At 44.9% G+C, this 14,111-nt stretch carries 13 protein-coding genes and 1 riboswitch; of the genes, 11 read left to right on the plus strand and 2 right to left on the minus strand.

Going from position 1 to position 14,111, the window contains the following annotated elements; genetic code table 11:
* Nucleotides 1-146 precede the first annotated feature (146 nt).
* From LLW17_RS15010 to LLW17_RS15035, 6 genes are all read left to right on the plus strand, one after another.
* On the plus strand, nt 147-566 hold the full coding sequence (locus tag LLW17_RS15010) for a hypothetical protein (RefSeq protein ID WP_228231106.1): 420 nt from the start codon (nt 147-149) through the stop codon (nt 564-566).
* A gap of 142 nt (nt 567-708) precedes the next feature.
* Nucleotides 709-990: a hypothetical protein gene (locus tag LLW17_RS15015; RefSeq protein ID WP_228231107.1), complete on the plus strand. Its 282-nt coding sequence runs from the start codon at nt 709-711 to the stop codon at nt 988-990.
* Between the two features lie 574 nt (nt 991-1,564).
* Entirely contained in the window at nt 1,565-2,479 is a 915-nt protein-coding gene (locus tag LLW17_RS15020) for a sialate O-acetylesterase (protein ID WP_228231108.1), read from the plus strand.
* A gap of 428 nt (nt 2,480-2,907) precedes the next feature.
* Nucleotides 2,908-3,543 (plus strand): transglutaminase-like domain-containing protein, encoded by a 636-nt coding sequence (locus LLW17_RS15025; RefSeq protein ID WP_228231109.1) that lies wholly within the window; start codon nt 2,908-2,910, stop codon nt 3,541-3,543.
* A 36-nt stretch (nt 3,544-3,579) separates the two neighbouring features.
* Nucleotides 3,580-3,939, plus strand: coding sequence for an iron chaperone (locus LLW17_RS15030; RefSeq protein WP_228231110.1), 360 nt, complete (start codon nt 3,580-3,582; stop codon nt 3,937-3,939).
* Nucleotides 3,936-4,349, plus strand: a complete 414-nt coding sequence (locus LLW17_RS15035; RefSeq protein WP_228231111.1) for an SRPBCC domain-containing protein — start codon at nt 3,936-3,938, stop codon at nt 4,347-4,349. Before LLW17_RS15030 ends, LLW17_RS15035 begins: the two co-directional genes overlap by 4 nt.
* Here LLW17_RS15035 and LLW17_RS15040 read toward each other — a convergent pair.
* Nucleotides 4,346-5,086: a DUF5995 family protein gene (locus LLW17_RS15040; protein WP_228231112.1), complete on the minus strand. Its 741-nt coding sequence runs from the start codon at nt 5,084-5,086 to the stop codon at nt 4,346-4,348. The two genes, LLW17_RS15035 and LLW17_RS15040, sit on opposite strands and share 4 nt — an antisense overlap.
* Before the next feature lie 465 nt (nt 5,087-5,551).
* On the opposite strand from LLW17_RS15040, the gene uvrA reads away from it, so the two are divergent.
* The 4 genes from uvrA (at nt 5,552) to rlmF (ending at nt 11,004) form a co-directional block, all read left to right on the plus strand.
* On the plus strand, nt 5,552-8,092 hold the full coding sequence (uvrA, locus tag LLW17_RS15045) for an excinuclease ABC subunit UvrA (RefSeq protein WP_228231113.1): 2,541 nt from the start codon (nt 5,552-5,554) through the stop codon (nt 8,090-8,092).
* Between the two features lie 95 nt (nt 8,093-8,187).
* Entirely contained in the window at nt 8,188-8,820 is a 633-nt protein-coding gene (locus LLW17_RS15050) for an MOSC domain-containing protein (RefSeq protein WP_228231114.1), read from the plus strand.
* A gap of 205 nt (nt 8,821-9,025) precedes the next feature.
* Entirely contained in the window at nt 9,026-10,018 is a 993-nt protein-coding gene (locus LLW17_RS15055; RefSeq protein WP_228231115.1) for a 2-hydroxyacid dehydrogenase, read from the plus strand.
* A gap of 11 nt (nt 10,019-10,029) precedes the next feature.
* Nucleotides 10,030-11,004: a 23S rRNA (adenine(1618)-N(6))-methyltransferase RlmF gene (gene rlmF, locus LLW17_RS15060; protein WP_228231116.1), complete on the plus strand. Its 975-nt coding sequence runs from the start codon at nt 10,030-10,032 to the stop codon at nt 11,002-11,004.
* A 57-nt stretch (nt 11,005-11,061) separates the two neighbouring features.
* Here rlmF and LLW17_RS15065 read toward each other — a convergent pair whose 3' ends face one another.
* Nucleotides 11,062-11,217 (minus strand): hypothetical protein, encoded by a 156-nt coding sequence (locus LLW17_RS15065; RefSeq protein ID WP_228231117.1) that lies wholly within the window; start codon nt 11,215-11,217, stop codon nt 11,062-11,064.
* A gap of 183 nt (nt 11,218-11,400) precedes the next feature.
* Nucleotides 11,401-11,589, plus strand: a riboswitch (cobalamin riboswitch).
* 177 nt (nt 11,590-11,766) lie between these two features.
* Between LLW17_RS15065 and metE the strand changes: the two genes are divergently transcribed.
* Nucleotides 11,767-14,106, plus strand: coding sequence for a 5-methyltetrahydropteroyltriglutamate--homocysteine S-methyltransferase (gene metE, locus LLW17_RS15070; protein ID WP_228231118.1), 2,340 nt, complete (start codon nt 11,767-11,769; stop codon nt 14,104-14,106).
* Nucleotides 14,107-14,111 lie beyond the last annotated feature (5 nt).

A 14,111-nucleotide genomic window follows, 5' to 3' on the forward strand; every position in this document is an offset into this window, starting at 1 on the left:
TTCTTGCCCGACATGAACTGGTCAAGCACCTTCTTTTCAAATTCTGTCTGTTCCTCTTTTCTCATGGTTCTGTCTGAATAAAATTAATGTTTAAATCTATTTCAGACAGAGTTTAATTTACACCCTCACAGGGAAGTGTTCATATTTTGAATGATAGAATCCCCTTTAAGCCTAAGGAGTTCTTGATCTTTACAACTACCTCATTACTGTTTCTGATTTGGTTTTTAGGGGTTGGGATTGGGATTTATGTCGCAATCCTTACAACGATCGCTTATATCCTTTATCGCTTTGCATCCTGGATTTATTATTCCGAATTAAAAATTGATGAGAAAAACAAAGCTATGGTTCGTACTAAGCATATACTTAACCGCATCCATAAAACAGAGTTGATCACTAAAAATTTTGACCCAACCGTACTTGAATATATTCCATTGACACGTAGTGGAAAAACAAAATATTTGATGAATTATCGGTCCCATAAAAGCAACGCATTACTCATTATCAGAACAGAGCAAGACAAAAAACTTATCGAAAATTACATAGCGGAAAACGTAAAATTAAATTAATGAACCCCAACCTCCACTGGGATTTATTCAATCATCAGAACCGCTAAAGAGGCTTACAATATTTAATCGCCTTTTTTGAGGCACACCTCAGGTCCTCACGCAACCCCACACCCTTTTCCGCATCTACGCGTAAAACCACCTTATGAACGCGATTTTAAAATTTTGCTGCCTGATGCTGTTTACTTCCAATTTAAATTCCTGTGCAGATCAGGATCTCGACGACAGCGTACCAGCAGGGGAATACAGCGGTACTTTTGAAGTCACCAACCCCGATGGCACGACCCACGACGGCACCGTGACCGTAACTTTTGAAGCCGGCAAGACCTATTCTGCTACCGGGAATGAAGATCGTTACCCCGCAGGAGGAAGTGGTACCTATACCATTACTGATAACCAATTTAAGTTTAGTGATGAAAACTTTTAGACTGCAGAATTTGACTGGGGTCTGATCCTAAACGGTGCGTATACCTACACCTATAAAAACAAGCAACTCAAGCTTATTAAAGGCGGTGAAGATTCGGCTACTTACACCTATACCCTAAACGCGGATTAATTGGTGTAAAATACACATCTAAACATCCCTCCGACTTTAAGGAAGGTGCGAACAGATGCTTTTAATTTTTGATACTCCCTTCCTTTGAAGGAAGGGCTGGGGATGGATGTTTTGCAGATTTGCTAGTATGGGTGTCACTTCGAGTGGCTGAAGCAAAGCAATAGCGGTGCTACAGCTGTATCGAGAAGTCTTAGGAGTTAAAAATGTCTCTCGCTTGCCAGGCTTCTCAATACTATTTTTTCGAGCTCAAACTCTCAAAAATCACTCGAAGTGACATTTAACTAAAAAAGGAAGTCACGAGCTCCAAAACCATTAAAATACAGCGAGCTCAATCTTTATCAGGTAATTCTCAAATTCAAAATTCTCACAAACCTGTTCCTCTAAGCCTATTATGCGTAACTTTCAGGTTAGAAACGCTTTCAACTAATCGCATAAACATAAAATAATGATTTCAAGAATTTTGGGAATTCTGGCAGGCCTGGCACTGCCGCTGTCAGGTTTGGCGCAACAGACTGCAAAAGACACGATTCACCTGTATTTTCTCGGCGGGCAGTCTAATATGGAAGGTTATGGCTACACCAAAGACCTCCCCGATTCGCTGGACACCAACTTTGAAAACGTGTATATCTTTGAAGGAAACCCCACCGACGATGAGCAACCTCTAGGCGGGCAGGGTGTTTGGGAGCCCCTGCAACCCGGCCACGGCACCGGTTTTAAATCAGATGGAACAACCAATACGCATTCAAACCGCTTTGGTATCGAACTTTCTTTTGCCAAAAAGCTACAGCAGTATTATCCAGACCAGAAAATCGCACTAGTCAAATATGCTAAGGGCGGTTCGTCAATAGACAGTCTCGCTGCCGGCCGTTTTGGAGCCTGGGACCCGCATTACAACGGCAAAAACGGCATCAATCAATACGACCATTTTTTAGCTACGCTTAATAACGCGCTCACCACTAAGGATCTGGACGGTAACGGTCGCGAGGATTACCTCGTCCCTATGGGTATTTTGTGGATGCAGGGCGAAAGCGACGGCGATAAGACCGAAGCCATTGCACAAAAATACTATCAGAACCTCTCGCAATTGATGAACCTCATCCGCGCCAGTCTGCGCACCGATGATCTGCCGGTAGTGGTAGGCAAGATTTCCGACTCGTGGAATGCCCCCGACGGGAAGGTGTGGGATTATGGCGAACTCGTGCAGTACGCGCAGGAAAAGTTCGCCCGTGAAGACGGCAATGCAGCCATCATCCGCAGCACGCGTTATTACAAGTATTCCGATCCCTGGCATTACGACAGCGCCGGCTATATCCATTTTGGAGAACAGTTCGCCGATGCGGTGTACAGATTGAATGAGTAGGTCTCATTACCAAAAACATTTTTTTTAAAGGCAAAGCCTAAAAACATCCCACCAAACCTCCCTTCAAAGGGAGGCTTTAGAATTATTGAAACTCCCTTCCTTTGAAGGAAGGGCCGGGGATGGATGTTAAGCGACAATACTTCTAATACATCTAAATAAGAATCAAAACCGGCCTATAGAAAAGATCTCGTGAAATTTGAAATGAGTGCTTCGTGAAATTTTCTGCTATTTGACCCGCAGGGGAGTTCAGAAAATTTAGAGATCGTTTCTTAAGCCTAGCGTTTTTTGGTTCTTTTTTGGGCGATGCAAACCACCGACAGGAGGTTCACAAGCTCCACAACCAATAAAAAACTGCGAGCTAAAAAATAACAAAACATCTTTAAAAAACGGAACTAATGTGCTTCACTCAAAGACAAAATTAAACCCTGATGAATTACCTACAACCCACCTTTTACTTCGACTATACCCACGAAAACATACAGCGGCTTATTGCAGCATTTAAAGACGATTCTTTAAGCGAAGCTGAAAAAGCCATTGGGTTGTATACCAAAGTGCGAGACGGATATTTATACGATCCCTATCACATCAGCCTGAATCCTGAAAATTACCGGGCGAGTGCTCTGGCGGAAAAGTCAAGAGGCAATTGTGTAGAAAAATCAATCGTGCTCATTGCAGGTTTGCGCGGCCTGGGCATCCCCGCCCGACTGCAGCTGGGCAAAGTAGTGAACCACATCGCGGTAGAACGACTGATGGAGAAATTTGGTTCTAACGCACTTACACCGCACGGTTCGGTCGATGTATGTTTAGACGGTAACTGGCTCAAAATGTCTCCCGCCTTTAACGCTTCGCTTTGCGAAAAACTCAACGTAGCCCCGCTGGAGTTTGATGGTAAAACCGATTCATACCTGCAGGCCTACAATGCCGAAGGTTCACGCTTTATGGAATACTTGGAAGATTACGGCCATTTTGAAGACGTGCCGGTAACATTTATGATTAAAAATGTAAAGGAACACTATCCGCATATTTTTGATACCGACCAAAATGATTTGGAATTCAAACTGTAATTTTCAGTAGCTTTAGGTACTTATAATCTGTAGATTATGAACACAACCGAAGCAACAAATGTAGACGATTACATTACCGAATTTCCTCAGGAGGTTCAGGAACGGATGCGTGTTTTGCGCAGGCTAATTCTGGACTGTGCTCCCGAAGCTGTAGAAAGCATCTCCTATCATATGCCGGCTTACAAATTGAACAAAAAACCCTTCGTGTATTTTGGTGGATTTGCCAATCACATCGGCTTTTATGCCCAGCCGTTTACCCACGAAAAATTTAAGGATGAATTAGCCGCTTATAAACAAGGTAAAGGCTCCGTGCAGTTTCCACACCACAAACCTTTTCCTGAAAGATTGATCTGGGATATGCTTCAATTTAAAAAAGAACAACTCAACAAGCTATGAAAACAAAGCCAATCACCGTAAGTGCACACATCAATGCTGAAAAATTAAAAGTCTGGGAATACTACACAAGTTCCGAGCACATTGTGAACTGGAATTTTGCCGATCCCAGCTGGCATTGTCCCGAAGTAAAAAATGATTTACAGGTAGGTGGCACCTATTTCGCGCGAATGGAAGCCAAAGACGGCAGTTTTGGCTTTGACTTTGAAGCGGTTTATACCGAAATGAATCCCGGGAACAGTTTCACCTATGAATTTGGCGGTCGCGTGTGTAAGGTTGATCTAGCAGCAGCCGAAAACGGAACTCAAATCACCGTAAGCTTTGATCCCGAAGATCAAAACCCTATCGAAATGCAGGAACAGGGCTGGCAGGCGATTCTCAATAATTTCAAGCAGTATACCGAACGTAACTAGGAAGCTTCCAAAACAGCAGCCACCTTCCGTACCTCCTTAACTTCAAAAAAGCGCACCACTTTAGCCACAACCTGAAGCAGTTTGCTTTTCGGGTTTACGATTTTATCGGCTAGCGTTGCGATAACTACATCCCGCTTACTGATTGCATCGGCCTTATTCACTGCGGCAGCGTATTCATTTGCAAACAGCCAGGCGCCGTCACGCGCTACATTGATGCTGAAGGAAACCAGTTTATCTTCTTTGCCTTTGCCTAACAGTTCCAGTAATTTAAATAAAGGCGAAACTTTACCGATACGGTCTTTAACATCGGCCACCATACTCGCCAGTACGGCATTTATTTTATTGAAGTCCGTTTCCAGATCGGCAAGGTGATCATCGCCGGTGGTTAATGCTGCGGCTATACCCAAATCAAGATTGATGTGCGCGTTGATGCCCAATAGCAGGTGTTGCATCACCATAGCTTCGTCTATCTTAAATGCGTTCGCCCAACTTTGAGTCGGTTTCTTGCCTTCTTTATAAGCGTGGTAGGCTTCAATATAGCGGTTGGCAAAAAGCACATCCAGCTTTTCCATTCGGGCATTGTCATCAAATTCGTTGGTTGCTATACCCGCCTTAATACGTTTGGTCACCTTGTTATATAAAATAGGAAAGAATGCCAGACAGCTATTCTGTTGCTTTTCAAAAGCAATGATAGCATCCAGTTCAGTAATCACCTCGTCAATAGTAGTTGCAGGCATAGTCAGGATTTTGATGCACTAATTTCGCTATTTTCCGAAGAATAAAAAGATAGTATTCTGATTTTCAAAACAAAAGAAAATTATTACAGACTTTTATATCATGTTCTGTTCATTTTCTTTGCTTGTCCAAAGAAAACGAACCAAAAGAAAGGACACTTTTTCTTAGGCATTTTTGCCTTATCAGGCAAAACCACAAGAAGCCCCCTAAATTTTCTCCAAGGCTTCGAAAATTTTTAACGGGGACTTCTTGTTATGCTGAAGAAAAAGATGACTAAAGAAGAATAATCATACTACATATTTGAAATTAATTGATGACATAGGTATTTACGAATACGCACATAGCTGGTCAAAAGACATTTGATATACTAACAGCTTTTTAACAAAAACCCCTAAAGCCTGCACAAGCTCATCACAAACTTGTAAATCGGGAAGGCTGCCTCTTTGGTTCTTGGTATATTCGGCACTATGCAAAACAGGAACAAAAAAGAAACGGACTTCAACGGCTATGTGCACGTTAAAGGCGCACGCCAGAATAATCTGAAAAATGTATCTTTCGAGATTCCACGCGATGCTTTGGTGGTCTTTACCGGGATATCCGGTTCGGGTAAATCCTCTCTGGCTTTCGGTACTTTATATGCCGAAGCCCAACGCCGGTATCTGGAATCGGTTTCCCCGTATGCACGGCGGCTTTTTAACCAAATGCCCATTCCGGAAGTTGATGAAATCACCGGGCTCCCACCTGCGGTCGCTTTGCAACAGCATCGCAGTACCGGCTCTACACGGTCAACCGTAGGTTCGGTTACCACCTTGTCAAATCTGCTGCGCATGCTTTACTCACGGGCCGGGAATTATCCTAAAGGTCAGGCCCTGCTTTATGCCGATTCCTTTTCGGCCAACACCCCGGAAGGCGCCTGCCCCGAATGCCACGGACTCGGGAAAACCTATAGCGTTACCGAAAACAGCCTGGTCCCTGATCCTTCGCTGAGCATACGCGAACGGGCGATTGCCGCCTGGCCCAGAGCCTGGCAGGGAAAAAACCTCAGGGATATCCTGGTGACTTTGGGCTACGATGTAGACATCCCCTGGAATGAATTGCCCCAGGACCAGCGTAACTGGATTCTCTTCACCGAAGAAAACCCAACCGTGCCGGTATATCGGGACCGCAGTCCGCAGGAGGTTCAGCAGGCGATCAAACGCAACGAACAACCCAGCTACAAAGGCACCTATACCAGCGCAAAAAGTTACGTGTTGCATACCTATGCCAATTCGCCCAGTGCTTCGATGAAAAAACGCGTGGCGCAGTATATGACCGGCAGCATCTGCCCTACATGTAAGGGTAAACGCCTGAAACCGGAATCGCTTTCAGTAACCTTCGCCGGTTATGACATCGCCGATATTTCAAAGCTTCCGCTAAAAAAACTCTATGATGTATTTGTTCCTTACAGCACGGCAAATGCAGCGGTATTTGAAAACGAATCCATTCCGCAGGAAAAACGAATGGTGACCCGGCGCATCGCTGAAGATTTTGCAGGGCGCCTGGAAGTACTACTCGATTTGGGTCTGGGTTACCTGTCTCTGGAGCGCAATACGCCCAGCCTTTCGCCCGGGGAACATCAGCGTTTGCGGCTGGCCACGCAGGTACGCAGCAACCTCTTCGGGGTGGTATATGTCTTAGACGAACCTTCAGCAGGTTTGCATCCGGCAGATACTGAAGCCTTATTGCGCACCTTGGCTTTGCTAAAGCAAGGCGGAAATTCCCTTTTTGTTGTGGAACACGAACTCGAAGTAATCCGCCGTGCCGACTGGCTGGTAGAGGTAGGCCCCGATGCCGGAGAAGGCGGTGGTCAAATACTGTATAGCGGTCCGCCGGAAGGGTTAAAAACCGTTGCGGCTTCAAAAACCAAAACCCATTTGTTTCAGGATCTATCCTTTGAGAAACCGGTGCGTCGTGAGGCTAAAAACTTGCTTGAGCTTTCCGGAATCACCCGAAACAACCTAAACGAGCTCGACGTGAAGTTTCCACTGGGGGTTTTGACAAGTGTGACGGGAATTTCAGGCTCCGGGAAAAGCAGTTTGGTGAGTCAGGCGCTGGTTGATTTAATGAAGGCGAAATTAAAAAGCAACACGCTCGAAGAGGAAGCCGAAGAGACCGAAGAACTCCTAAATTCCGACAACCCTGAACCTACAGCAGGACATATTGCAGCAGGTGCCGAGAATCTGAAGCGCATGGTTGTGGTTAATCAAAAACCCATTGGCCGCACTCCACGGTCTAATCTGGCGACCTATACCGGTTTATTTGACCGGGTACGAAGCTTATTTGCATCTACCAGCCTGGCAAAATCCCGCAAGTATAAAGCCGGAAGGTTTTCGTTTAACGTGGGAAAAGGACGTTGTCCCAATTGTGAAGGCGAAGGTGCCGTAATGGTAGAACTGCTTTTTCTGCCCAGCGTTTACGCGCCCTGCCCGGTTTGTAAGGGAATGCGCTATAATGAAGATACTTTAGAAGTCACGTACAAGGGTAAAAATATCGCACAGGTTTTGGAGATGACCGTGGCGCAGGCGGTAAACTTTTTTGAGGAAGAATCAGGCGTAAGCAAACCGCTTACCTTGCTGGAAGATGTGGGGCTGGGCTATTTGCGCCTGGGACAACCCGCCACCGAACTTTCAGGAGGGGAAGCGCAACGCATTAAATTGGCTAAAGAATTACAACGCGGCAACAGCGGGAAAACACTGTATATTTTAGACGAACCCACGACCGGCCTGCACCCTACCGATGTTGAAAAATTACAGGCACAACTCCATAATCTGGTAGAAGCCGGAAATACGGTGATTGTGGTAGAGCACGATATGCAGGTAATCGCTGCAAGCGACTGGGTGATTGACATCGGTCCCGGTGCTGGTAATGAAGGCGGCAACATCGTGTGTGCAGGAACCCCTGAAGCCGTAGCTGCAAACTCACAGAGTAAAACAGCGCCTTATTTAAAAAGAAAGTTGGCAGGCAACTAAATCAACAAAGTTTAAATTACGTACATTCCTCATTCAAATAGTCTTATGGGCTTTCAGCTTTAATCAATTGATATAAGGTGTTTTAAACGGAGTTTATGAAAATCCTTTCAACCAATTTAGCCACACCCACTACCTTCATCTGGAATGGAAAAGAAGAAACAACGGGCATCTATAAAAAACCGGTAGATCAACCGCTTTATCTTACCAAAAATGATGTTATGGGCGATGAAGTTTCAGACCGGTTACATCATGGCGGGTATTACAAAGCCTGTTATGTTTTTGCTTCTGAACACTATCCCTATTGGAAAAATTTATATCCCAATCTGGACTGGTCCTGGGGAATGTTTGGGGAAAATCTGACGCTTACCGGTTTTGATGAACACGAAGTCTATCTGGGGAGTATTTATGAGGTTGGCGAAGCGGTAGTACAGGTTTCGCAGTACCGGGAACCCTGTTATAAATTGGGACATAAATTCGGCACTCCTAAAGTTATTAAGCAATTTGTGGAATATGGACTGGGCGGCACCTATCTCAGCATTCTCAAAGAAGGAAATGTCGCTCCAGGAGACCCCTTCAAACTGGTTGAACGTCCTTCAAGTACTATGACCGTAGCCCAGTTATTTCAGCTGGTTTTTGCAAAAGAAAAAGATCCGGCTCTTTTAAAAATCGCCTCACAAAGCGAAGCGATTCCGCCCAAAAAAAGAATGTGGTTTAGTTCGCACTTGTAAGCTCCATCAACAAAGGCTTTTAGTAAGACCTGCATCATCAATATCTGATCGGCTTCAGCGTGTTCAGATATTAACCTATTTACTCTGTATATAAGCAGGATAGCGTTTTCTAATGCCCGGTTTTTCAGGACGAATCTCACATACCGGGCTTATGGAGCTTCAGTTCATTAAAAATGAAATAACTTTAAGCATAAACCCAACTCTTATGCGCGTAGCCTTTTTCAGCACTAAAAAATACGATCAGGACTTCTTTGAACAAACTAACGAATCCTTTGATCACGAACTTCGCTTTTTTGAAACTTCCCTGAATAAACATACAGCCTCTTTGGCGGAAGGTTTTGAAGCGGTTTGTGTTTTTGTAAATGATGCGCTCGACGCCGAAACCATCAGTAAACTGGCTGATTTTGATATCAAACTCATCGCCTTGCGCTGTGCCGGTTTTAATAATGTTGATCTTGAAGCTACCGCCCAAAACAACATTAAAGTAGTACGGGTACCGGCCTATTCACCGCAGGCTGTGGCAGAACACGCCGTGGCTTTGATTCTCACCTTAAACCGTAAAACCCATAAAGCCTATAATCGGGTTCGGGAAAATAACTTTTCATTAGAAAAACTTACCGGTTTTAATATTTACGGCAAAAGTGTTGGAGTTATTGGTACCGGAATAATCGGGGCCTGCTTTGCTAAAATTATGCTGGGTTTTGGATGTAAGGTGTTTGCTTTTGATGTTAAGCCTAATGACGAACTGAAAGATCAGGGTGTTCATTATGTAGAGCTTGAACAGCTGTTACGGGAAGCAGACATCATCTCGCTTCATTGTCCGCTCAATGAACAAACCCATCATCTTATGGATCGCAAAGCTTTTGATCAGATGAAAAGCGGCGCGATGCTTATCAATACCGGTCGGGGCGCTTTGATTGATACAACAGCAGTGGTCGAAGCCTTAAAACAGGAAAAACTGGGCTATCTGGGCATCGATGTTTACGAGCAGGAATCGGGTTTGTTTTTTAACGACCGCTCGGAAACGATTAATAAGGATGATGATTTTTTAAGGCTCATGTCTTTTCCGAATGTGCTCATCACCGGTCACCAGGGCTTTTTCACCAAAGAAGCTTTAGAACAAATCGCAGAGGTAAGTCTAAAAAATCTTAGTGATTTTGAAGCCGGAAACGAACTTGAAAACGAGGTAAAAGCGTAGTTTTAACCCCTATGTCTTCTAAAAAAACGCATACCAATCGCTCCGGGGCTAAAAATCTCAGGCAGGATTCCACAGGTTCCGGTTTAAAATCCAAACTACACGCCCGCAACCGCAACCGTGAGCCTTATGATTTGGACGCGTTGATAGAACTAAAGCCCGGGCTGAAAGCACACCTCAAACCCAATAAATACGGCACCACATCAGTAGATTTTGCGAATCCTAAGGCAGTAAAATTGCTCAATCAGGCATTGCTGGGTTTTTACTACGGAATACCCAACTGGGAGTTTCCGGAAGCGAATTTGGTGCCACCCATTCCGGGAAGGGCAGATTACCTGCATTACCTGGCCGATTTATTAGCCGAAAGCACAAACGGAAAAATTCCGCAGGGAAAAGAAATTAAAGGTCTGGATATTGGCACCGGCGCCAGCTTAATTTACCCCATTTTGGGTGTTGTAGAATACGATTGGAATTTTGTAGCGACCGATATTGATCCCAATTCTATTGCTTCCGCAGCAGAAATCATTGAAAACAATACCATCCTAAACTCTAAAATCGAGCTGCGCCTACAGGAAACGAAAGAGTCGATTTTTAAAAATGTGATCAAGCCCGGCGAGGCCTTTGACTTTAGCATGTGCAACCCGCCCTTTCACGCTACGCGGGATGCGGCTACTCAAGGAACGCGCAGAAAAGTGAACAACCTTACCGGAAACCAACAATCAACCCCCTATCTCAATTTTTCCGGGAATCAGAACGAACTCATCACACCGGGTGGAGAGCCTAAGTTTATCAAGACTATGATACGCGAAAGCAGCGCATTTGCTAAGCAGTGCAGGTGGTTTACGACTTTGGTCTCCCGTCAGGACTATTTAAAAGACATTTACAAACACCTGAAGCGTGCTGAAGCCCTAACCGTAAAAACCATCCCGATGGGAACCGGCAATAAAATAAGTAGAATTGTGGCGTGGTCGTTTACAGAGAACACTTAATAAAAAAAGACCTCACAGGTTTTGGAAACCTGTGAGGTCTGTTATCGTAAATTGGATTTATTTTTTCTTCAATTTCGCATTAATACGCTCTTCTTCCTCCTCTTTATTCTTTTTCAGCGCGCGTTGCGATTCGGTAAAATGAACACCTTCCCCGCCTCTGTGCATATCGGCCAGATTGCGTTCTACCAGATTCTTTCGTTTTAGATCACTCATAACTTAACTTTTTATTTAAATATAGTAAGGTCTTCACACAAAACACGTTAAGGCGGCGTTAAAGGCAGCATATTGAGGTTTGGCAAAAAGCCTGCGCAAAGCCTTTTAAGAATAAACTGGTAATACTACTTTGATAAAACCTAAAACCGTAATTTCACGGCTTCAATAAGTTCATTACTTTATTTTTCATCTAACGGAACGGGTTACACATAACGTGCATTAATAGGGAATCTGGTGCAAATCCAGAGCTGTCGCGCAACTGTAAGTAATACCATAAGGCTTTGCCAAATCGAGTCCACTGTATCTCAAAAATATGGGAAGGACGGTAAAGCTGTTACAAGTCAGGAGACCTGCCTGTTCCGCTAAGACTTTGCTTTCGCGATCTGAAGCTATTGGTCTGGTACGATGCACGTAAATTTTCAAGAGGATACCTATACCCTTTTGTAAGCTTCCTGCACCATCCTTCTCCGGTTTCTTCTCATCGTTTTGGCAAAGCCAAAATAGGGCAACGAACTTTTAAATCATTCATTCATTTAAAAGTTTAGCAACATGCAAACGCACATTCTGGGCTACCCGCGTATTGGTAGCCATCGTGAACTCAAGAAAGCCTGTGAGCAGTATTGGTCAGGTAAAATCTCACTCGACGAACTGCATCAAACCGGCGCAGAACTACGAAAAAACAACTGGCTGATACAGCAGGAAGCGGGCATAGACCTCATCCCTTCAAACGATTTTTCGTTTTACGATCAGGTATTGGATATGTCCTTAACGCTTAAAGCGATTCCTGCACGTTATGCGCCTTTACTTGGCAAATCAGACAACAGCATACCCGATCTCTATTTTGCAATGGCTCGCGGTTATCAACGGGACGGGCTTGACCTTACCGCAATGGAAATGACCAAGTGGTTTGACACCAACTACCATTACATCGTCCCCGAATTCACTAAAGACCAGAAATTTGAATTATTTTCAACCAAAGCGGTTGACGAGTTTTTAGAGGCGAAAGATGCCGGTATACTTACCAAACCGGTTTTACTGGGGCCGGTATCCTATCTGCTTTTAGGTAAAGAAAAAGAAACCGGTTTTCACCGTTTAGATCTTATAGATCGCCTGCTGCCCGTGTATTTTAAACTGCTGGAAAAACTTCAGGAAAACGGGGCGGTATGGGTTCAGCTCGACGAACCTTTCCTGACGCTTGATTTAAGCCATCGTGAAAAAGAAGTGTACCATCGCGTGTATCACGAACTCCGGGAAGCCTTCCCGGCTTTAAAATTTCTACTGGCTACTTATTTTGAAGGTTTGGGCGGAAACCTGGATCTGGCAATTTCTCTGCCCGTCTGTGCCCTGCATATCGACCTGGTCCGCGCACCAGGGCAATTGAATCAAATCCTGAAAAAAGCCCCGGAAAACCTAAGCATTTCACTAGGTCTTGTCGACGGCAGAAACATTTGGAAAAACGATTATGAGGCCACTTTAAAAGAAATCAACCGGGCTATCAAAACCTTAGGATCTGCACGCGTCTTGTTGGCTCCCAGCTGTTCCCTGTTGCACGTACCCTGTGACCTGGATCTGGAACCGGAAACAAACGCCCTAACGCCGGAAATCAAAAACTGGCTGGCCTTTGCCAAACAAAAACTAGACGAAATCACCACCTTAAAAAACCTGGTGGAATCTAAAGACGAAGAGGCGGTATCGGGTATGCGAAAACTGCAGGCCAACATAGACAGCATCAAAAGCCGCAGGGAATCAAAGCGTATTCACAAAACTCAGGTTAAGCAAAGAACGGCAGCGATAAGCATTCAGGATGCTTTGCGCAATGAGGCCTTTTCCATTCGCAGGACGAAACAGCATAAGGCGCTTAAGCTCCCCCTGTTTCCTACCACAACAATAGGTTCCTTTCCACAAACCAAAGAAGTGCGAAGCTGGAGGGCACAATTTAAAAAAGATAACCTCACAGCGGCCGATTATGAGAACCTGCTCCTTGAAGAAACAGAGCATTGTATACGCTGGCAGGAAGAAATTGATCTCGATGTACTGGTGCACGGCGAGTTTGAACGCAATGATATGGTAGAGTACTTTGGCGAGCAGCTTGACGGCTTTGCTTTTACCCGGCTGGGCTGGGTGCAAAGCTACGGAAGCCGTTGCGTTAAGCCGCCCATCATATACGGTGATGTCGAACGCCCAAATCCTATGACTGTAAAATGGAGTACCTATGCACAGGGCCTTACCTCCAGAATTGTAAAGGGCATGCTCACCGGCCCGGTTACTATTTTGCAATGGAGTTTTGTGCGGAATGATCAACCCCGTTCTGAAACCTGTAATCAGATTGCCCTGGCCATACGGGACGAAGTACTCGATCTGGAAAAAGCCGGAATACGCATCATTCAAATAGACGAACCCGCCCTGCGTGAAGGACTTCCGCTTCGAAAAGCAGAATGGGATGCCTACCTCAAATGGGCCGTAAATGCGTTTTGCCTTTCGGCAGCAGGAGTTCGGGAGGAAACCCAGATCCATACGCATATGTGCTACTCAGAATTCAATGATATTATTGAACACATTGCCGCAATGGATGCCGATGTGATAACCATTGAATGCTCCCGCTCGCAGATGGAATTGCTGGATGCCTTTGCAGAATTTAATTACCCCAATGAGATAGGGCCAGGAGTATACGACATTCACGCCCCAAGGGTGCCTGCTAAAGAAGAAATGCTTGCCCTGATGGAAAAAGCAAGACAGGTTATTCCCGATAAGCAATTGTGGGTAAACCCCGATTGCGGACTCAAAACCCGGGGTTGGGAAGAAACACGTAAGGCTTTAAAGGCAATGGTTGAAGCGGCAAAAACCCTTCGAGAAAAAAGCCTGAAACCTGAAGAGCAGGAAGCTTTTTAAATCTT

The organism is Leeuwenhoekiella parthenopeia (assembly GCF_020782115.1).
Classification (GTDB): domain Bacteria; phylum Bacteroidota; class Bacteroidia; order Flavobacteriales; family Flavobacteriaceae; genus Leeuwenhoekiella; species Leeuwenhoekiella parthenopeia.

What these genes read in the sequence shown, in the direction of transcription:
- LLW17_RS15015 (WP_228231107.1), top strand. Translation starts at nt 709, where the DNA reads ATGAACGCGATTTTAAAATTTTGCTGCCTGATGCTGTTTACTTCCAAT.
- LLW17_RS15020 (WP_228231108.1), top strand. Translation starts at nt 1,565, where the DNA reads ATGATTTCAAGAATTTTGGGAATTCTGGCAGGCCTGGCACTGCCGCTG.
- LLW17_RS15025 (WP_228231109.1), top strand. Translation starts at nt 2,908, where the DNA reads ATGAATTACCTACAACCCACCTTTTACTTCGACTATACCCACGAAAAC.
- LLW17_RS15030 (WP_228231110.1), top strand. Translation starts at nt 3,580, where the DNA reads ATGAACACAACCGAAGCAACAAATGTAGACGATTACATTACCGAATTT.
- LLW17_RS15035 (WP_228231111.1), top strand. Translation starts at nt 3,936, where the DNA reads ATGAAAACAAAGCCAATCACCGTAAGTGCACACATCAATGCTGAAAAA.
- LLW17_RS15040 (WP_228231112.1), bottom strand. Translation starts at nt 5,086, where the DNA reads ATGCCTGCAACTACTATTGACGAGGTGATTACTGAACTGGATGCTATC.
- uvrA (WP_228231113.1), top strand. Translation starts at nt 5,552, where the DNA reads ATGCAAAACAGGAACAAAAAAGAAACGGACTTCAACGGCTATGTGCAC.
- LLW17_RS15050 (WP_228231114.1), top strand. Translation starts at nt 8,188, where the DNA reads ATGAAAATCCTTTCAACCAATTTAGCCACACCCACTACCTTCATCTGG.
- LLW17_RS15055 (WP_228231115.1), top strand. Translation starts at nt 9,026, where the DNA reads ATGCGCGTAGCCTTTTTCAGCACTAAAAAATACGATCAGGACTTCTTT.
- rlmF (WP_228231116.1), top strand. Translation starts at nt 10,030, where the DNA reads ATGTCTTCTAAAAAAACGCATACCAATCGCTCCGGGGCTAAAAATCTC.
- LLW17_RS15065 (WP_228231117.1), bottom strand. Translation starts at nt 11,217, where the DNA reads ATGAGTGATCTAAAACGAAAGAATCTGGTAGAACGCAATCTGGCCGAT.
- metE (WP_228231118.1), top strand. Translation starts at nt 11,767, where the DNA reads ATGCAAACGCACATTCTGGGCTACCCGCGTATTGGTAGCCATCGTGAA.